Source organism: Geojedonia litorea (assembly GCF_042654525.1).
Lineage (GTDB): Bacteria > Bacteroidota > Bacteroidia > Flavobacteriales > Flavobacteriaceae > Geojedonia > Geojedonia litorea.
In genome coordinates, this window is record NZ_JBHSGP010000013.1 from 14,066 (window position 1) to 34,226 (window position 20,161).

Annotated in this window: 15 protein-coding genes; 3 read left to right on the forward strand and 12 right to left on the reverse strand. The window is 35.8% G+C overall.

The annotated features are described in order from the left end of the window. Positions 1–9: 9 nt before the first annotated feature. The 3 genes from ACFO5O_RS07580 to ACFO5O_RS07590 form a co-directional block, all read right to left on the reverse strand. Positions 10–852: a hypothetical protein gene (locus tag ACFO5O_RS07580; RefSeq protein WP_387962477.1), complete on the reverse strand. Its 843-nt coding sequence runs from the start codon at positions 850–852 to the stop codon at positions 10–12. Between the two features lie 231 nt (positions 853–1,083). Further along, a complete protein-coding gene (locus tag ACFO5O_RS07585; protein WP_387962479.1) occupies positions 1,084–2,511 on the reverse strand; it encodes a vanadium-dependent haloperoxidase in 1,428 nt (475 codons plus the stop codon). Between the two features lie 17 nt (positions 2,512–2,528). After that, a complete protein-coding gene (locus ACFO5O_RS07590) occupies positions 2,529–3,383 on the reverse strand; it encodes a hypothetical protein (protein WP_387962481.1) in 855 nt (284 codons plus the stop codon). A gap of 394 nt (positions 3,384–3,777) precedes the next feature. Here ACFO5O_RS07590 and ACFO5O_RS07595 point away from each other — a divergent pair, with 394 nt between their 5' ends. From ACFO5O_RS07595 to ACFO5O_RS07605, 3 genes are all read left to right on the forward strand, one after another. After that, positions 3,778–4,848 (forward strand): sensor histidine kinase, encoded by a 1,071-nt coding sequence (locus ACFO5O_RS07595; protein ID WP_387962483.1) that lies wholly within the window; start codon positions 3,778–3,780, stop codon positions 4,846–4,848. Further along, positions 4,835–5,566, forward strand: a complete 732-nt coding sequence (locus ACFO5O_RS07600) for a LytR/AlgR family response regulator transcription factor (protein WP_387962484.1) — start codon at positions 4,835–4,837, stop codon at positions 5,564–5,566. Before ACFO5O_RS07595 ends, ACFO5O_RS07600 begins: the two co-directional genes overlap by 14 nt. 388 nt (positions 5,567–5,954) lie before the next feature. Then, positions 5,955–8,171, forward strand: a complete 2,217-nt coding sequence (locus ACFO5O_RS07605) for an APC family permease (protein WP_387962486.1) — start codon at positions 5,955–5,957, stop codon at positions 8,169–8,171. 125 nt (positions 8,172–8,296) lie between these two features. On the opposite strand, the gene ACFO5O_RS07610 is transcribed toward ACFO5O_RS07605, so the two are convergent. From ACFO5O_RS07610 to ACFO5O_RS07650, 9 genes are all read right to left on the reverse strand, one after another. Continuing rightward, positions 8,297–8,815 (reverse strand): DUF5004 domain-containing protein, encoded by a 519-nt coding sequence (locus tag ACFO5O_RS07610; protein ID WP_387962488.1) that lies wholly within the window; start codon positions 8,813–8,815, stop codon positions 8,297–8,299. A 300-nt stretch (positions 8,816–9,115) separates the two neighbouring features. After that, positions 9,116–10,396: an aminotransferase class V-fold PLP-dependent enzyme gene (locus tag ACFO5O_RS07615; protein WP_387962490.1), complete on the reverse strand. Its 1,281-nt coding sequence runs from the start codon at positions 10,394–10,396 to the stop codon at positions 9,116–9,118. Between the two features lie 27 nt (positions 10,397–10,423). Then, positions 10,424–13,711 carry a S41 family peptidase gene (locus ACFO5O_RS07620; RefSeq protein ID WP_387962492.1) on the reverse strand — a complete coding sequence of 1,096 codons (3,288 nt, stop codon included), beginning with the start codon at positions 13,709–13,711 and terminating at the stop codon, positions 10,424–10,426. 269 nt (positions 13,712–13,980) lie between these two features. Further along, positions 13,981–14,493 carry a hypothetical protein gene (locus ACFO5O_RS07625; RefSeq protein WP_387962493.1) on the reverse strand — a complete coding sequence of 171 codons (513 nt, stop codon included), beginning with the start codon at positions 14,491–14,493 and terminating at the stop codon, positions 13,981–13,983. Between the two features lie 133 nt (positions 14,494–14,626). After that, on the reverse strand, positions 14,627–16,318 hold the full coding sequence (locus tag ACFO5O_RS07630; protein ID WP_387962495.1) for a transcriptional regulator: 1,692 nt from the start codon (positions 16,316–16,318) through the stop codon (positions 14,627–14,629). Between the two features lie 106 nt (positions 16,319–16,424). Further along, positions 16,425–16,934 (reverse strand): Pycsar system effector family protein, encoded by a 510-nt coding sequence (locus tag ACFO5O_RS07635; RefSeq protein WP_387962496.1) that lies wholly within the window; start codon positions 16,932–16,934, stop codon positions 16,425–16,427. Positions 16,935–16,946: 12 nt separating this feature from the next. Continuing rightward, a complete protein-coding gene (locus tag ACFO5O_RS07640) occupies positions 16,947–18,770 on the reverse strand; it encodes an adenylate/guanylate cyclase domain-containing protein (protein ID WP_387962497.1) in 1,824 nt (607 codons plus the stop codon). Positions 18,771–18,779: 9 nt separating this feature from the next. Further along, positions 18,780–19,112, reverse strand: coding sequence for a hypothetical protein (locus tag ACFO5O_RS07645; RefSeq protein WP_387962499.1), 333 nt, complete (start codon positions 19,110–19,112; stop codon positions 18,780–18,782). A gap of 189 nt (positions 19,113–19,301) precedes the next feature. Further along, positions 19,302–20,153 carry a DMT family transporter gene (locus tag ACFO5O_RS07650; protein ID WP_387962501.1) on the reverse strand — a complete coding sequence of 284 codons (852 nt, stop codon included), beginning with the start codon at positions 20,151–20,153 and terminating at the stop codon, positions 19,302–19,304. Between the last annotated feature and the right edge of the window lie 8 nt (positions 20,154–20,161).

Below are 20,161 nucleotides of genomic sequence, written 5' to 3' on the forward strand. Positions count from 1 at the left end.
CTTTTAACATCAATAATATTCATACACAATTTTGGTATTACCATTTGTTCTTTCAATGACCCTTCCACTGCTGTCATATTTGTATACATATGTTTCATAGAAATCGTATCCTGACGACGTAAAGTGCTTAAATTCTTTCGAACCAGGAAATTGGTGAAGTTCGCTTTGTCCTGGAATAATTTCTAAATCCATAAACAGATTTCTCGACGTTATATAATTGTCAAAATTTGTCGTGGTATAAAGTTCAAAAACTCCGCTTTCATTATAATCTCCATAGTCCTCAATTGATTTTAGGTTGCCGTCAATGAAGTAGGTGAAATTCAGTTTTTGTAAAGAAATTGGAGTAGTATCATGATACTTTACTAATTTTTGAATGACTTGCCCTTGATCGTTGTAGTCATAGAACATATCATACCTTCCATGCCACGCCGCATTATACCCTTTCACCATTATGATACGTCCATTCTCCCAATAAAAATCAAACTCATCCCAGCCTTCCAATCGCACGATTTTACCTTCATTGTCATAATAGTAATAATTTGAAAATATGGACGATGTGCTCGAGTATCCATAATTTACCTTAAGTAGATTTCCATCGGATCTGAAATAGTAATGAGCCCAAGAGTCAATCCTCCCATTTGAAAACTTTATAATTTTTTTTGGATACCCTGTTATAGCAACCGCGCCGATACTGGCAAGTGATTCCATAGGGGTTTGAGGTGTCACACTAATAGAAGTGTTGTTATCCTGTACGTTCGGTGTCTCGATTTCTGATGGTAAGTCATCCTTTGAACAATTGGTAAGAATTAAAGAAATCGAGAGGGAAAAGAATAGTTTTGATACAGCTTTCATGACCTAAACATTTAAATTTAGTATTAAATCTAGTTCATATCTCTATGCAGTATTTAAAATAGCGACAGAGAGTAAAACAAAGGCGATAAAAACATAAAAATGGGCGACCAATGTTTTTTAGTTAATACTCGTACTATAAGAAATGGAAAGAGAAAACGCCTCAATTTATTTCTAAATTAGGATAGCAGCCCTAGATTGTTAATAAGTTAAGACTGCTATCCATTATAATTGTTAGTTCTTTTCCTTGAGTGCATTCTCGAATACATAATCGCCATAACTTTTACCCAAAACCTCTCCTATTTCTATGCCTTGTCTAAAATGAAAACCACTGTAAATACTAGATAAAGAATTCTCTTTAACAGCATCTGAAATGGATGAAAATGAACGCACCACTCCGGGTACAAATCCACTTGTCTGGTTTATTACATAATTATCTCTATCACCAAAGTGTCTAAAGACAAATTGACCAACGGCTGCACCAGAAAAAGATAGAACTGATGGGTATTCAGGAATTGGGGGTGTTGGCAGCAAGGGTTTCCATATAGGGTCAGCAACCGTTAGATCATTACCATCAGAATCTGCTAGATGGATAGCACTTTCTGGACGCCAGGTATAATATTGAATCTTACTGATAGTTGTAGAAATATAAGCATCCATTATGGCCCCATGAACCACTGCAAAATACCGAGCAGCTTTCCAGGCATTTTGTGATTGAGGATTATAGGATTCCATTACCTGTCGTGCGACAAAGTTCCAGCTGCGATTTGAATTCTCACTCCAAAACACTCCTATTTCAGTTTGGTCAGCTGTGCGCACTTGGCTGTTTATTGCGCCATAAGTTTTCGCTTCATTAAAATCTGAAGCATATTCCGGTGAATTAACTGCATAAGGTGGTCCGGGTATATACATATCATCTTTTGACATGAAGAATGGTTGAAGCTTTCCAAAGTCTGGAAATGCAAATCCTTTTCCACCGGGTGCTGGAGGAAGAAATATATAGCGAAATTCTCCTGGCTGTGTGCCATCAGGAGGTGTATTTGGTGATATCAGAAACAAATGTGGCAAATCACTAGCCCGCTTTGCCATAAGAGCTTGTGCTACCGCATGGCCTAAAGCAATACCTTTTGTTTTGGCATCTCCATCAGGGATAGCATTTAATGAGGTTTCTAATAATGAATGAATACTCGTTAAATTTTGAGGTACAAATGCTGGTGCAAAAGGAATCTTATTGATTGTCAGGATCACGTCGTATGCCGCTTGAGCCACTGCAGCATCGGGGTCAGCATCTTTGTCTACAGCAACTCTTGCGTATGTTTCATATCGCGGTGTTATGCTGTTGAGTGCATCGTGCATGGCTAAATGCACCAATGTCCAGGTGTAAGCACTGGAAATAGGCGGTGTACCTACGCCTCTTGGAAAGGTGTAGAGGTCTTGCATGGCTTTATTCCAAGTCAATACCATATCAGCAGAATGTGATTTTGTTGACTTTTTTGAAGCAATAAGCAATGCATTATCAATAGGTTCAACATCGTCATCTTTTGCACAAGAAATAACTAAAAATATAGCACTAATGAGAAGAAGCACACCCTTTTGGATGATGAATTGAGATACCTTCTTCAATGGTCTTGCATGTAGGGTTGCCACCCGTTTTGGATTCATAAATTAAAGTTTAAGGGTTAATAATACTCGTACACAATTTTGGTGTCACCGTATGTTCTTTCGATAACTCTTCCATTATCGTCGTATTTATAATTATAAGTTGTGTAATTGTAATTTGGGTATGTAGTATCTCTAAAACCTGTAGAACTAGGAAACTGCTGTAGTTCTCTTTGTCCTGGAATGATTTGTAAGTCTAAAAACAGATTTCGAGACTCAATGTAATTGACAAAATTAAATTTGTAAGAATAATCGATAATACCACTTCCATCATAACCCGTCTCGTAAACAATGGATTCTAAATTACCATCATCATAGTAGGAATAATTGGATTTTTCAACATAGATGGGATTATAGCTAGTATATTTTACAGATTTTTGAGTCAATTGCTCCTTATCGTTGTAATCATATATGATATCAAAACTTCCATACCAATGATTATAATATTCAGCCTTAATGATTCTACCATTATCCCAGTATTGGTTTAATGAACCATCACCAATAAACTTCACCATTTTCCCTTCATCATCGTATTGGTAGATATAGGCACTTAATTCTGATATAGAATTTGAGAAACCAAAGTTTACTTTAAGCATATTTCCATCAGGTCTAAAGTAATAGTGGGCCCAATAACTAAGAATACCATTTTCGAATCTTTTAAGTATTTTAGGATACCCTGATATAGCTATAGCACCGATATCGGTTAAGGTTTCCATTGATATGTCATAATCAATTGGTGTATTATCCTGTGGTTTTTGGTTTTCTATTATTGGTATTGGGTTTTCTATTATTGGTTGTTGGTTTTCATCATCACTTGAGCAGTTTATAAGAATTATTGAAAGTATAAGGACTAATAAAAGTGGCAGTGTTTTCATGTTTAATACCTTTTAAGATTACATTTTGTGCTAGTTGTTCTAAAGTTTTGTTTTGGCTGTGTGATCTTCTGGTATCCAATCGTTTACAGTCAAAAAATATGATTAAATGTAGTGCTAACTATGCTGCTAAAAGTTGCATAGCGGCAGAACGGTAACCAACAGCGATAGAGACTAAATATGAGCGGATTAAACTCATTCGTCGTGGTTTATTGGTTGTCTGTCGTACAATGATTTATTTTTGTAGTTAAAGATTCTAGCGTGGCGTTTATTTGTATACATTTATTAAAAAATCAAGAGATGTATGTCAATAAGGGAATTCATACTATCGGATAGAAAATGGTACCGTATTGGTAGGCATTTGTTTTTTTGGTTTTTTTGGGGAGGTTATTTTACCATGACACGCTTTCTTAACCCTGCTTCCTATATGGCTACTGGACAATTTCCAGACTTTTGGAAATCGGTGGTAGAAAACTTCTTTTTACTATTTCCACAAATATTTGTGGTTTACCCGGCTTTATATTTTATTCTTCCAAAATTTGTGTTCAAGCAAAAGTATTTTTTGGCTATAATTTGGTTTGCTATTTTCTATTTCGTTGCAATGACTATCCACGCCATTTTTCTGATTTATATTCCTTGGTCAAGATTTGGCTGGATTCCGAACGCTCAATTGTTCTTAACGACCAGTAGCTTCCCTGAAATAGTATCCATGGCCTATAGAGGGAGTATATTTGGTTCGCTTACCGCACTCTCGTTGTCTTCTAGTTTTAAAATGTTTAAGCATTACTATTTGAAATCCTTACGTAATCAACAACTGCAAAAAGAAAATTCAGAAGCCCAACTTCGTCTTCTTATGGCTCAAGTACAACCTCATTTTATGTTTAATACCTTAAATAATATTTATTCACAGGCACAAGAAGAGTCTCCTAAAAGCGCTAAAATGATATTGGAGTTATCGTATATCATCCGTTATATTTTGGACGAAGGCAATAAAAGCTGGGTATATCTTGAAAATGAACTGCAATTGTTAGTGGATTACCTCAATCTTGAAAAAATAAGGTATGATGACAGGTTAGATCTGCATTATTCGTTTCCAAATGACACTAAAGAAATGACTATTGCACCATTGCTTCTACTTCCCTTAGTAGAAAATTGTTTTAAACATGGGGCTAGCAAAATGATAGATAATCCGTGGATCAATATAAAGTCAGAACTGCATGACCATAGTTTTTCAATCAAATTAATGAACGGGAAGAAAAGTAAAGTGTTATCGAGTCAACGCCGTAAAGGGACTGGTATTGATAATGTGCGACGACGATTAGAATTGATTTATCCTGAGAGGCATACTCTAGAAATTGAAGAAAGTGCAGATGCTTTTGTTGTTAATCTTACCGTAGAATTAGAAACTAAAGAGGCCATAGAGACTAAATTAGAAATGGAGTCTAGGCAAGCTTATGAAACCATATGATAACATAAAACCAAGATGTCTCATTGTTGACGATGAACCTTTGGCCAGAGATGTACTGCGTCGGTATCTTTTAAAATTACCGGTATTGGAACTGGTAGGTGAATGTAGCAATGCCATAGATGCCTTCGTATTTCTTCAAGCCAATGAAGTAGATATTCTGTTTTTGGATATTAGAATGCCGGAACTATTGGGTACAGAATTAATACAATCTATTAAAAACCCACCAAAAGTAATTTTTACTACTGCCTATAAGGAATATGCTTTAGATGGTTTTGAGTTAGATGCTATAGATTATTTGTTAAAACCCATACGCTTTGAACGTTTCTTAAAAGCCGTGAATAAAGCCTTGCCAGGGTATGAAAATGCTCTGCTTAGCAATGAACCATTTGATTTGGAAAAAAAATCTGGGATTGATTCCATTTATCTTCGCATAGATAGAAAACAAGTTAGAATAGTTTTAGATGAGATTCTATACATTGAAAGTGATAAAGATTATATTAAAATATTCACTAATGATAAGATGCATGTATGCAGACAGACGATATCTTCTCTCGAAGCGATGATCGACAAGCACAAATTTGTTCGAATTCATAGGTCGTTTATAGTTCCTATCGATAAAATTAAATCATATACACACGAATTGGTAGAAATCAATAAAAAAGAATTACCAATTGGAAAACTTTACTTAAACCAATTTTTAAAAATGGTAAAATCTTAAACTTCTTAAGAAAGTAAGACCTGTTTAGAATATGATTTAAAGTATAATTTATGTGAGCAAATTAAGATTCCTTTTAAAAACCCATTACTGCTTTCAGTCAGCAATTTTAATCACATCGAAAAATGGTCGCACATTTGATTGCGTTTCTATTAGGCATTAAATACGATTTAAACGTTTAGGGTGCTTGGCCATCTTTTTACTACTAAATTAGTAACAATTAATATTTAAAATAGTGAACAAGGCAAAACAGATGAAACAACAGTTTTTAGTTTAATGAGGTTTTTGGTTTAGTGCCCCTTAAGTTGTAACTTCCTAATCAGTAGTGTTAAACACCGTTATTCGTAATTCAATGGTTTAATACCTAATGTTGCAGCGATCTGTAGGGCTAATGAAATCAACTAAAAAACCACATAAGTTTGGAACCTTTTTGGGAGTGTATACGCCAAGTATACTTACCATACTTGGGTTGATCATGTATTTAAGGTTTGGGTGGGTCGTTGGTAATGTTGGATTTTTAAAGACCGCCTTAATTGTGTTAATGGCAAGTTCTATTACCTTTATAACTGGTTTAAGTGCCTCGGCCATTGCCACGAACATTAAAGTTGGTGTTGGTGGTGAGTATTACATGATTTCTAGAAGTTTAGGTCTAGAACCCGGAGGTGCTATTGGGATTCCGTTGTATTTATGCCGCACCTTAAGCGTCACTTTTTATTGCTATGGCTTATCTGAAGCTATATTGGTGCTTTGGCCAGAAAGTCGAGGACTTTTACCGGCTAATGCCCTACAGGGCTTAACCATCTTTTTTATCATATTGGTAACCGCCCTATCTGGTAAGAGTGCTAAACTGGTATTGAAATCACAAATCCCGATTATGATAATTGTAGGGGCATCTATTCTAGCCTTAATTATTGGGATATTGAGCAAGGACCTTCACGCCCCAGTTATAGAAGCCACCTATCAAACTGCACCTGAAGGATTTTGGTATGTATTTGCTGTATTTTTTCCTGCGGTAACCGGATTTACAGCAGGTATAGGCTTAAGTGGGGATCTGAAAAATCCTCAAAAATCCATTCCTAAAGGGACACTAGGAGCGGTACTTACAGGAGCCATCATTTATCTTATCATTCCATTACTTTTAGCAATTACAGGAGCACTTACTATAGAACAAATGGCCGATCCAGAGGCCGGTGTTACCATTTGGACGCGTCTTGCAGTTTTTGGCCCATGGATTGTATACCCTGCTGTTTGGGGAGCGGTATTATCATCGGCATTTGGAAGTATTTTAGGTGGTCCAAGAATTCTTCAGGCCTTATCCATGGATGGTCTTATGCCTAAATTCTTTTCTAAACTTTCTAAATCAGGTCAGCCCACTATTGCAACTTGGATAAGTGGTGCTATTGCGATAGCGGCAGTGTTTCTGGGTGGATTAAATACTATAGCTCAATATGTTTCTGTTTTATTTTTAACCCTTTATGTGGCCGTAAATGTTAGTGCTGCCACAGAACAACTCATAAAAGAACCTTCGTATCGTCCTAAAATACATGTGCCATGGTATGTTTCCCTAGTAGGTGCTTTAGCGGCCATGGTTGTGATGTGGCTTATTAATCCATGGGCATTTTTATTCGCTCTAGGTTTGGAGGCTGTTATTTTCATGTATTTAATTAGTAAAAAATTAGAACAACAATGGGGCGATGCTTCCACAGGGATTTGGATGCATTTAAGTCGGTATGCTTTATTGCGCTTGAACACAAAAAAAGTGCATGTAAGAAATTGGCGTCCAATAATCATCCTCTTTATTCGTGACCTCAAAGAGCATATACATTTGGTTAAATTCACAGAAATGTTAGGACAAAATAGTGGCTTACTAAGCATTTCTAAACTCGTTACTTTAGAGGACACCCCAGAATTGGCACGTAGAAATGAGATTGCTTTTGAAATGCAAAAGGATTTAGCTGCCGAAGGCTTGCAAGCACTAACCGAGGTTAACGTCGTAAATGACTTAAAGTTAGGTATGTATCAGGTAGCAGCTTCTCATGGTGTTGCAGGAATAAAAACCAACACTGTGGTTTTTGGTTGGTCTAGTACACCTCAAGGAAAGATTCAGGAATTAGAAATTATTAATGACTTGGCTTTAACTGGTAAAAATATTGTTATGGCACATATCACTAAGGCATTTACTAACCTTATGAATAAACGTATTGATATCTGGTGGCGAGGTCGAGATAATAATGCCGATTTGATGTTGTTATTGTCTTATTTGATTCGATTAAACGAAAAGTGGAAAAAAGCAGTTGTAAATATCTATTCGGTGGTACATACAGAAGCCGAAAAACAGACCATGGAAGCACATATACGTAACTCAATAAATGAAGCACGGATTGATGCCGAGATCCATGTATTGTTAAAAGAGTCTCATGATGTTGTAGAGTTGCTCTTAAAACACAGTAGTAAGGCTGATCTTGTGTTTTCAGGATTGGCGAGAGGTGCAACACATTTGGAAGAACGGGTTCAAACATTAGAGCATATAGCAAAACACTTAAAGGCGGTTGCCTTTGTTCAAAATAATGGAATGGCTGGGGAAATACCCACTATTTTTAATGCATAATGTATTGATTTTTAAATCTACGGGATTAAACATTTCATCAATTCAAAGTAAAAAAAAGAACCTGTGCTACACAGGTTCTTCATAATTATAGTTAATTATAAGGGGGATAATTCTACTACTTTAAGTTATTCGCTTTTTGTATAAGTAAATACGACTAAAGTTGTGATTGTAAATCCATCAACATTATTGAAACGAACAGTAGCTTCCTGACTGAACGTTGTTTTATTCTCACCAAATTCAATTTCTGTATTTTGAGTGGAGCAACCAACTACCAAGTTTAAATTAATATTTGATAAGCGCCATGTTCCCTGCAACGTTTGTTTATTTTGACAGTTTGTTGCGGTTAAACCTTGTTCAACTTTATATTTTCTATCATTACCAAAGGTGTACACTAAATCTCTTTGGCATGCAGAGTATTGGGAGTAAATATCGGTACTTGGGTTGCTTACCTGGTCATTTGTTAAATCTACAGCATCTTCAGCAACAATAGCAGATAATACCCATTCTCCTACCAAATCGGTTTCAGTCGAGGTAAGAGCACCTGTAAGAGGACTTGGACATTGTACATCGTCTCCAATATCACAACCTGTAAGCAATAAGGTTAAAACTAGAATGCAACTCGTTTGAATAAGTAATTTTTTCATATGTAAAGTTTTTTTAGAATTTTAATATTAGATGGGTGAATGCTAAAATAGTTGCGTCAAAACTAACATTTTTTTTAAAGACTTAAGACGCATTGGTCACTAGATGTCTTGCTATATTAAAAAAGCTCCCCAAAAAGGGAGCTTTTAAAACTATAATGGGTATTGAATGTTTCTTTTTAATGGCTTAAAACCAATTACTTTATGTTTCATTCAATATTGACTTTTCAAAAATAAAGTCTTAATACCATTTATAAAACATCAGTTTTAGCATATTAATATACTATTTTAACAATAGGTTTTCTATCCTAGTTGTGCGATTAAGTTTAGAGCTTTATCAATTTCAGTTTTAGAATTATAAATATGGACAGAATGACGCAACAGGTTCTCTCCTACCGATCTCGGTTGCAATCGTTCACGCTCCCACATTGTTTTTTGAAGATCGGGCCCAGAAATGCCTTTTACAGCATAGGTGGTTATTCCGGCTGCCATAGATTCATTTGTTGAAGAATGTATCGTGACATGAGGCAATTGCTTTAAACCATTTCGGAGATAACTACCAAGTTCGTGAATTCGTGCCAACCAGCGCTCTTCCCCTATGGTATTGTAAAAATCAACTGCTGCTTCATAACCTGTCATCTGATATGGGCTTCCTGTACCATGTTGCATTAAGCGAAAGCCATGATCGTCTTGGTTATCCCAGTTATAACTCGCAATAGTTGACCATATATTTCCTACCACATTCTTATTGATATACAATAAACCACTGCCAGGTGGTGCCAACAGCCATTTATGAAGGCTCGAATAATAGGCATCACAACCAATAGTCTTTACATCTACCTTAACGTGGCCCACACATTGTGCGCCGTCTAGTACGGTAAAAATACCTCGTCGTTTGGCTTCAGTGCAAATAGCCTTAACGGGCATTACTGTACCATATCCCGAAATAATGTGAGGAACCGCTATGACTTTGGTTTTCGGTGTAACTTGTTTAAAAATGGCGTCAATTATGGCCTGCGGATCATTGGCAGGTTCAGGCATTATGGCTTGCTTGTAAATGCAGCCTTTGCGCTTGGCCAACAATTGCCAAACACCAAATCCACCACCATGCTCTTGATTGGTATTGATGAGTTCATCACCAGCCTTAAGATCTAGACCTTGCCCAACAAGATTCATGCCTATAGTCGCATTTTGAGTAAGTGAGAGTTCTTTATAATCACAGTTAACAATACGGCCTAGTTTTTCACGGAGCTCGACATAGGGGAAATAACCACTTAACAGTTCAGGTCCTGAACCATCTTTATAATCAATGGTTGCGGCCTCTGTATTGTAATGTATCATGTGATGAATCATCTTATCTAAAACATAACCTGGTGTTGGCCCCATGGTGCCATTATTGAAATAGGTTTGCCCTTCTTTAAGAGGAAACTGTTTGCGTACTTGTGCCCAATAGGCATCTCCTTCTGCCGAACTGTACTTAAGAGAACGTATAGACCAATCTTTTGAACTGTCAAATTGAATAAAGGGCAACGCCAAGGCGGCCAACCCCGTGTTTTTTAAAAAATGCCTTCGACTTGTCATCATGTGTTCGAATTAGTTGCTAGAATACAATTAATTTTTAGTCTTTATTAAACCTTTTGCGGTACGGTCTTCCATGGCAGGTGGTGGCGTAACTCTGTTGGTATTACTATTAACATCCTTTAAGACTTCAGTCACTATACGCTCAAGTTGTGGATCGCGGCCCGCCATAAGAAGGTTGGGATCGTCCCAAACATAAATATCGGGTCGTACGCCTACGCCTTCATCAAACCACGTTCCATTGTTCAAATATAGGCGCGCACCTGGTACTGTAATACCACCACCGTCAATGAGGTTATGTCCTGTAGCAGGACCTACTAAAATACCTAACGTGCGTTCTCCAACAATAGGTCCGGCATTTAATTCTCTAAATGCCCAAGGTAGCGCATCACCACCAGAACCAGCCCAGCCATTAATTAGCATACCCATTGGTCCTGTATTTGTTTTAGATGGTGCCCTCATGGCTTCACCATGACGCCAATAGAGATTATAGATAGAAGGTCTTGTCATGAGCTCCATAAAACGGTCTGCTAATTGCCCACCACCATTGAAGCGCTCGTCAATAACAAACCCTTTTTTATCTAGTTGACCATAGAACATCTTAACTAGCTCTAACTGGCCTTGTCCACCAGTATTACTCATATAAATATAACCCAAAGCACCACCAGAAAGCTCATCTACTTTTTTACGGTTAGATTCAATCCAAGCCAGATATCTTAATTGCTGTTCATCACCTTGATGGAGTAATTCAACAATATGGTTTTTAGCATCAGATATATTGCCTGTTGAGCTAATTTGTAAGGCGACTGTTTGTCCTGCCAGACCATCAAATGCCGCATAGGGATCTTGATTTAGCCGCAATGGAATACCATTAACGCTATGAATGTAATTGCCTTTGTTAACGCTACTACCTGGACGGTCAAATGGCGATCTGATTTCGGTATCCCAAACTGCGGGAGTAATGATATCTGCAATAAAATAGCCTTTAGTATCTTTAGCCCAGTCAATGCCCAGAAAACCCGTTTCTATACGCTCTACTCGTTCAGTATCTCCGCCTCCTGTATAGGTATGACCGGCGCTTAATTCAGCCTGCATTTCAGATTGTATGGTGCTTACATCCCAGCGTGTGCGGGCATCTGTTATTAATGCTCCGTAACGTTTTCTCAAATCATTCCAATCAACCTTCTGCATGTCTTTATCATAAAAGAAATCGCGATAACGACGCCAGGTGTCGTCAAATATTTGTTGCCATTCTTCTTTGGCTACATACTGCATTTGAAGATGAGAGGTTGGAATAGGTTCCTCTAATTTTTGTTTTTCATTAGGTGATATAATGCCCCATTTACCTCTTGACCCTATTAATAAGGATTTGCCATCTCCTGTTTTTTCAACGGCGAACACACCTTCTATAATGGATTTGACTTCTCGTTTATCAAAGTCGTAATAGTTAAGACTTGGCACTCCATCCTGGTCTCCTGTAATAGGATATTGATGCATCACTAATTTATCTGATAGACTAATTAATTGTCTGTAGTTGCCTGCAGGTACGGGAAGAATGCTAATACGACTTTCAGTGTTTAGCAGATCTATAACTGTATGGGCTACGTCGCCTTCATCTAGTTTTTCTTTGTCTTTAGTAGCACTATTAGTTTTTGAGTTTTTTTTCGCTGTTGTAGTTAAAGTATCATTTTTTGGGAATAAGGGATAGGTTACGTTTTTGGTCAGTGCCATTGCAGCAATTTGAGTGTTATTAGGATAAATCCAAGTCCCATCACCTAATCCACTATAAGCAGGATTGAAAGCCCTATCAGTTAAATAATAGATAAACTTATCATTAACATCAAATATCGGGTTGTAATCACCGTAATACCCGCTTGTGATTTGACTTACTTGTTTTGTGTCCACATTGTATACAAAAATGGCTGGATTCATGGTGTCTATCAATTTATGATAAGTAATCCATTTTGAATCTGGTGACCAATTAATACTGTAATTATAGCGTCCAGGATGTCCCATATGGTATTTGCTGTTATCTGCTTTTGAGATTTTACCCGTTGCGACTTCTATCAAATTGATATCATTCTTTTCATTAATATACGCCAAGAATTTACTGTCTGGTGACCAATAGAGTTGGTATCCAAACCCAGATTTAAAATTAGTAAGTTGTTTTGCTTTTGCCTGGGTTTTGGAAGGTTGCAAATAGATTTGGTTTTCCCCGTCTTTATCACTCCAATAGGCGATAGTAGTACCATCGGGCGACCAGGAAGGTTCACGATCGTATGCACCACTTGAATGGGTTAAATTTAAGGTTACCCCTTCTTTAACCGGAGCATCAAAGAGCTCGCCTCTAGCTTCAATAACTACACGTTTCCCATCTGGTGAAGCCGAAACTGATCTCAATTGAGCTGAAACATTTTTAAGCATAGGGATCTCCAAGGATAAATCACTTGTGACTAGCACATTAACCTTTTGTGGATTCTCCTGCCCTCTATTTAAAAGATATAAGTTGCCACCAGATTCAAACACCAAATCACCATTATGAGCAGCGAAATAGGTGATATCGAAGTCAACAATTTTAGTCAGAGCTTTTGAAACTTTAGTCTCTGTATTATAAGACCAAATATTTCGTCTTAAATTAATATCATTATCAGAAAGGTAATAAATGGTGTTTCCAGACCAAGTAGGTTTACCATCATTTGCCTCATCAGTAGTAATTCGCTCTACTTTTTTCAGTTGCATATCATAAATGAGAATATCCGATGTTAATCCACCTCGATAGCGTTTAAACGGATAATTTTCGGTAATCTTGGTAATATAAACCAGTTTCTTGCCATCAGGATTAAATTTAGCTAGTTCGCCATAGGGAAGGTCCAATTTTTCGGGAAGTCCTCCTTCAGCATTTATTAAAAACAACTCATTAACTCGGGGTGTATGTGCCTCTCGTCGCGAGGCAATTAATAATTTTTTACCATCGGGGGTCCAATCTAACATGCGATCATAGAATGAGGCGTAAGTAACACGGTGCGGAACTCCGCCCTTAATTGGCATCGTGTAGACATCAACATTGCCATTATAACTTGCTGAAAATGCAATTTTAGTACCGTCAGGTGAAAATCGAGGAAATGACTCCTCTCCAGGAGAATGCGTTAGTTGTATCGCTTGACCTCCACTTCGTGCTAAAATCCAGATATCCCCACCATACACAAAAGCAATATGCTCTTTGGACATATCGATGTGGGTCATTAATCTGGCATCAATTTGGCTTTCGACGTTGAAAATAAAACAAATAGATAGGATGCAATAAAGAATACTTGTTCTCATTATTGAAATTGGTTTAAGAAAGTGGTTAGTTGATTGTGTAGAATGGACTTAAATATACAAAATTTAAAATGGCATTTTTGCATGTTAATTACTATTTAATCTCTAATCTGAATGCACGTAAATAATTAGGCTAGAATCCGGCTGCTTTAGACATAGAGATTTAAAGCTGTGCATAATAAATGGCATGTAATACCTTGTTTATTATATAAAAAAAAGGGTAAACTAAATTTCTAGTCTACCCTTTTTAAAGCGAACTTTAATTTGATTGGTTAAGCTTTAAAATGAACTGTCTTTGATTTTTTACCTTTTTTAAGTACCACTTGATAGTCAATTTTAGAATTGGTGTTTTGTTGATAAGATATGCTACACTGTACATTATTAAATTCCCATCCTGGATATGTTTTGGCGAGATCTATACTCAAATTTACAGGTAATCGAATATCGTTATACTTTTCTAAACAACTAATAAGTTGTCCATCCCTGTTATAGATTGCCTTAATATAATTAGCGCCTTCTTTAAATTCAACAGTATAAGTAGTTTGTAATTCGGCATTATACACTTGTTCATTTTTAATATCATAGCTAGCGACCACGTTTTGAAGTTTTTGAACTTTTATAGCATGATTGTTTGTATGAATTGCGTTTAAATACGCTGTGTTTTTAAACAATTTAGTTTTGGTTGTAAGCTTGTGACTTGGTGTAGACAAAGCGGCAATGTCGTTTTGAGAATACAAGAGGCTAGAAACCCCTAATAAAATGATACCTAGAATACGAGTTTTCATGATTTTGATTTTTTTGGTTGTTGATCTAATATAGTGGCATTGCGCTAAATATCAGAATATTAGCAATAGACAAATAATGAACAAAAACTGTGATATTAGCTTAAATAGCTATGAAATCAAGAAATGGAGTAGTTTATAAATTTTGAATAAAGTCATCAAGATCAACATCTTTTGAAAGCTTGAGTTTCTTTCTTAATCGATATCTGCTCGTATTTAAAGATGACAAAGTGATGTTTTGAAGTGTGGCAATTTCATGACTATCAATTTTCAATCGAATTAAAGAACATAATCGTTTTTCAGTTTTACTAAGGTTTGGGTATTTAGCATGTAATACGCTATAAAACGCGTCACTTAACTTATCGAGTTTTTGATAAAAGGCTTTGGTATCTACATCGAAAGTGATTTTATTTTGTACGTCTTTCTCAAAGGCCTCAAACAGCTTTTTACGTTCTCTGCCTTTTGTTGTTTTTAATTGTGATAACTTCTCGGCTAGTTCTCTAGCCCATTCCTGATTTTGCGTGAGGTTTATTGCGAAATCGGATAAATCACGTTGTTTAGATTCAATCTCTGAATTGAGTTTTTCGTTTTGCAGTACAGCAATTTGTTGTTGGTTTCGTGCAATAATTAGTTGCTGCTTTCTACGAACAAAAAGGGATAAAATAAACCCTAATATTGAAATGGATGAAATTGTTATAATCCATAGTTTCAGTCGTTGGTTTTTTATTTGGTTTTCTTTTTGTTGTTTTTCAATGAGGTGTTTTGATTTTAACCGTTGAAAAGTGATTTCGCTAATAGAGTTCTTAATTGCATTTTTATTCGCATTATCAATTTGAGTGAGACTATCTGAAAGTTGTTTTACCTTTTTCGATATTTCATAAGCCTTTTGGGGTTCATTTTGAGCCATTAGTACGCGCTCCTTTATTTGTAAATAATGCAATCTAGAAATAGGATAATGTCGTTTTGTAAGGGTTGTATCCTTGAGTATCTTTTGCATCTGATTAAGTATAGATTCGATATTATCGAGTTGACCAAGATCAATGGAGGTTCTAATAAATTGCACTCCTGCACTGATTAAACGTCGCGAATCAATTCCTTCATATACATCGGTTTTTGAGTTCTTGTAGAATTCAAAATTAAGTTGATAAAGTGAATTAGCTGATTCTAATTTACCTAACTCTACATGAACATCAGCAATATTATCTCGTATGCTGCCCACTAAATGGTCATCAGGAAAGGCGCCATTAGCCACATCATATGCTTTTGTAAAATAGATTAAAGCCGAATCTAGTTCTTTCTTAGTCCAATAAAAAAATAAACCATAATTATTAAGCGCAGAGGCATAACGAATATCCTGATGATGCTCTGTAAGTTTTATATTCTTTTTATGGGTAATGCTTGCACTATCCAAATACAAGGCTTTTGCATAAACATCTGCCAAATACCCATAAGCACCTGATCTATAGTATAAAAAATCTGACTTTTGAGAATCGGTTAAAAATTGTTCATTGTTTTTATAAAACTTGAAAAAGCGATTATATTCATTAATAGATTCCTTTAATAGACCTAAATGTCTAAAATTAAAACCCATATTTCTGTAAAATTCTAATACTAATACAGGGTCGTCAGTAACTTTTTGAATTAAATCTGTAAGTTGAAAGTAATACTGCCAATAATCTTCATCAGAAAATGTTAAGTTTTTAGATTTAATGACTTGTTTGAGTTCATTATATTTTACTTTAGCTTCTTTACTCGAGAGTTTTTGTTGAGCATGCATAATGAATGCAGAACATAGAATACATATAATGAAAATTTTGAATCTTTTCAATGAGATTAGCGCTAGAATTTCAAATATACAAGAATTAAATGGTTTGGGGAGGTTGAGTGACTTATGCAAAACAGTTACAAAACATGTCTAACATTGCATTGTTTACTTACACTTTTGCTAGTATGATAAAAAGCATTATGATAAGCATTAAAAAACTTAATCCAAAAAATTTTATGGAATTATGGACACTTTGAAACTTACCCGTGATAATTTTGCTTTCTGCATGAATTTGTTCACTCAATTGTTGAAATAATTCATCCTTATTGCCGCAAACTTTCATTAATTGCTTGGTATAGTCTTCTGTGTTCCCAAATTTTGATACGGCGTCACCAAAGAAGAAAACATTTTTATTATACTTAAATTCCATCTGTGGTCTAAAGCATTTAAAACAATAAAATATTGAAGTCAAGACTAAAACCAGCCAAATCCCAGCTAAAATCATTAAAAGTTGACTGTCCACAAAATAAGATTTAAAGTTTTGTATTCTATCGGCTAATAGACCTAAAATTAAACTATGAAAGGAGAATAAAACCCCAGCTTTTAGTTCAGATGCCCGTATTAATTTTTCCAAGCGCTCTAACTGTTCCCAATAGTTATTTGGATCTTGATTGTGCATATGGTTGAATGTTTAGGTGGTTGTAATATGGTTATTCACAAAGTACATTTTTAATTGTCCTCTATTTTTAACCTCAATGTTTCCCCTAAAGTTACAATTAAATTTGTCTTTTACCAGTAAATAGGTATGCTCCGATATATTTATTTTTCCAGGTTCGGAACAGGATTCCATACGAGAAGCGATATTTACAGTATCTCCCCAAATATCATATGCAAATTTCTTACTACCTACCACACCTGCAACCACAGGTCCTGTATTGATCCCCACCCGAATATCAAATCGGGTTTCGGAATCTTTGGTATTGTTTTTTTCAATATGGACAAAATCTATAATCTCTTGGGCGGCCATGACCATTTTAACAGCATGATCTTTGGTTGGGAATGGTAAACCACCGGCACACATATAAGCGTCGCCAACAGTCTTTATTTTTTCAAGTCCATACTTTTCAATAATGGCGTCAAATTTTGAAAAATAAAAATCTACGGTAGCTACCAATTTTTCTGGAGAAAGATGCTCTGCATAGTGTGTAAACCCCTTAAAATCTGTAAATAGTACGGTAACCGACTCAAAACGTTTGGCCTCTACGCGACCATTATCCTTAAGTTCTTGGGCCGTTTCTTCAGGTAAAATATTTAGTAAGAGCTTATCCGAACGTTGCTTTTCGGCCGCAATAATTTTATTGGTAGCTCTAACAAATCTATTGCGTTTGAAAAGTCCTAAAGCCAACAAACCAATTAAAAATAAAGCTAATAATGTTGCATATACTATGATGCGTTGGGTTTTTCGTTTTTGAGTAAGTAAATCTACTTCAGCTTGTTTTTGAGAGACCTCACTATCTGTGCGTAAATCGGCGATTTTTTGGACTGTTTCTAGATTCTTTACACTATCTCGATAAACTATATACGCTTTATAATAGTCTAAAGCGGCAGCTTTGTTCTTTGCCAAGTCGTAAAGTTCTGAAAGTTTTAGATTGGCCTCACTAATTTGTTGTTTTAGCTTATATTTTTCAGCTAATTCCAGACTTTGGTGCGCATATTCGAATGCTTTGGGTAAATTTCCCTTGCTGACATAGATATCGGCTATGTAGGTAAGATATACAGATATAGGATAATAGTCTTTTTGTGATTCTAAAATGTCTATTGCTTCATTAATATTCGCTTCAGCAACATCATCAATTCCTTTTACTGCATAGACCATCCCTGCATTACCTAAATTATAGGCAATTCCTGGTAAATAATTAATTTTTTTGAATATGAGTTCAGATTCGGTGAAATAGTCTAAAGCTTGGTCATACTTTTTATTATTAAAATGTGCATCTCCTGCGTTTAAAAGAGCACTTGCTAATGCAATTGAATCTTGGGTTTCCCTTAATAGTTTTATGGCTCTGTCATAATAAATCTCTGCATTATTAAAGGTGTACAATGCGGCGTAAGCATCGGCCACAGCCATATTCGCAGTTCCAAGATCTGGAACATCTTTAGAAACTGTTGCTATTTCGATACACTTGAAATAATTTTCAAGTGCATTTTCAATATTGCCTAAACTCAAGTACTTACTTCCCCTTTGTAAATACCCACTGTACAAATAAGCGAGATTATTTTCTGAAGTTGCAAGTTGAATTAATTCATCGGCATATTTTAGAGATAATTGTTGATCCTTTAACTCATTAAACGCTAAATTTTTTAATAACTCCATTTTTGCCTGACCTTGGAGGTCATTTTCTTGATAAGTTTTTGCCAATGAATCAGCTATGCGCTGATCCTGACCAAGGCAATAAAAGAAACTAAAATAAAAGAAGCCTATTAAGAAATAATAGGCTTTTCTCTTTAACGACATAGTTTTAAATCATTGATTAACACTAATTCGAGGGTCATATGTATGACTGTTCCCTGATGAATCTGTCCACTGAATATAATAATCTTCAAATGCAGGCACGGCCAGGTTTGGATTAATTGTTCCTTGCCAATTCCTAGAATTACCTCCTACAGGAGCAGGATCTGGGTCGAATACATCGCTAGAGTTCGTATCATGATTAATTGCAGTAATACTGCTTACTCCAGAGTTTGGACCAATAATCCAAGTAACAATTTGACCTCGATTTGCGACCGTTGACCCGTTGTCTGACAATGTTAAAGTCCCTGTGGACGAATTACTTGCTGTGATTGTGATAGCTGGCATAATTTAAACTTTTTGTTGGTTAATAAATAAACGATATGCATATAATTATTAATGCCGTGTTATGCCATAACAAAAAGTGCGATAAAAGGTAAATTCTGGGTAATCTTGCTATTAATCTACGCTTTTAAAAAGTGAATATTTAAATATAATGATTTTTAATGAGTTACACCAATTTATTTGTTGCAGGCATTAAAGCTTTTTGGACTGTTTTCCTTTATAGATTACATTTAGTACTAGACCAGAAATGATAAGTGTTATTCCAATTAAACTCCATATGGTATAAATTTCATCAAACCATAATAGCCCAAATATTAAGGTGAAAATAACTTCAATATATTTTAGTGGTGCGACCTGATTAGTGGCAGCATTTTGAAATGCCTTGGTCATATACAACTGTCCAAAATAGCCAAAAACACCCAAACTTATTAGAAATAACCATTCTAAACCTTCGGGAGTTTTCCAATTGAATATAGAAAGCGTACCTCCAACTACAGTAGCGATAACCATAAAATAATTGACTACTACTACTGGATGGTCATTCGTGCCAATTTTATTAATAAGCGTATAGACCAGTCCACTAAACACAGCGGCAATAAGTACTAGTAGCAGGCCATAAGAATCGATTTGTGTATCAAATCCTTTTAAAACAATAACACCTGAAAAAGCCATAATAAAAAATAGCCATTGTAAAGGCTTTATCCTTTCCTTTAAAAATAGAACGGCAAAAACGGCAGCGAATATAGGCGCGATATAGCGTAAAGACACGGCAGTGGCCACCGGTAGGTATTTAATAGACATAAAAAAGAACGTCATGGATGTGACTCCGGCTATGCCACGATACACCAATAATTTTCTTTTGTTCCCTAGAATTGGAATGTTATTCTTTAAAAGAAAACCAAAAGTGAACACCAACGAGCTTATCGATCTAAAAAACACAATTTGAAAAGCACTGATATCCGAAAGATACTTTACGGTAACATTCATACACGCAAAGGCAAGTGTACTGAAGATCATGAACTTGATAGTGTGTGATGTACTCATGATCTTCA

Excerpts from the sequence above, each read along its gene's own strand:
- ACFO5O_RS07580 (WP_387962477.1), bottom strand. The coding sequence starts at position 852 with ATGAAAGCTGTATCAAAACTATTCTTTTCCCTCTCGATTTCTTTAATT.
- ACFO5O_RS07585 (WP_387962479.1), bottom strand. The coding sequence starts at position 2,511 with ATGAATCCAAAACGGGTGGCAACCCTACATGCAAGACCATTGAAGAAG.
- ACFO5O_RS07590 (WP_387962481.1), bottom strand. The coding sequence starts at position 3,383 with ATGAAAACACTGCCACTTTTATTAGTCCTTATACTTTCAATAATTCTT.
- ACFO5O_RS07595 (WP_387962483.1), top strand. The coding sequence starts at position 3,778 with ATGACACGCTTTCTTAACCCTGCTTCCTATATGGCTACTGGACAATTT.
- ACFO5O_RS07600 (WP_387962484.1), top strand. The coding sequence starts at position 4,835 with ATGAAACCATATGATAACATAAAACCAAGATGTCTCATTGTTGACGAT.
- ACFO5O_RS07605 (WP_387962486.1), top strand. The coding sequence starts at position 5,955 with ATGAAATCAACTAAAAAACCACATAAGTTTGGAACCTTTTTGGGAGTG.
- ACFO5O_RS07610 (WP_387962488.1), bottom strand. The coding sequence starts at position 8,815 with ATGAAAAAATTACTTATTCAAACGAGTTGCATTCTAGTTTTAACCTTA.
- ACFO5O_RS07615 (WP_387962490.1), bottom strand. The coding sequence starts at position 10,396 with ATGATGACAAGTCGAAGGCATTTTTTAAAAAACACGGGGTTGGCCGCC.
- ACFO5O_RS07620 (WP_387962492.1), bottom strand. The coding sequence starts at position 13,711 with ATGAGAACAAGTATTCTTTATTGCATCCTATCTATTTGTTTTATTTTC.
- ACFO5O_RS07625 (WP_387962493.1), bottom strand. The coding sequence starts at position 14,493 with ATGAAAACTCGTATTCTAGGTATCATTTTATTAGGGGTTTCTAGCCTC.
- ACFO5O_RS07635 (WP_387962496.1), bottom strand. The coding sequence starts at position 16,934 with ATGCACAATCAAGATCCAAATAACTATTGGGAACAGTTAGAGCGCTTG.
- ACFO5O_RS07640 (WP_387962497.1), bottom strand. The coding sequence starts at position 18,770 with ATGTCGTTAAAGAGAAAAGCCTATTATTTCTTAATAGGCTTCTTTTAT.
- ACFO5O_RS07645 (WP_387962499.1), bottom strand. The coding sequence starts at position 19,112 with ATGCCAGCTATCACAATCACAGCAAGTAATTCGTCCACAGGGACTTTA.
- ACFO5O_RS07650 (WP_387962501.1), bottom strand. The coding sequence starts at position 20,153 with ATGAGTACATCACACACTATCAAGTTCATGATCTTCAGTACACTTGCC.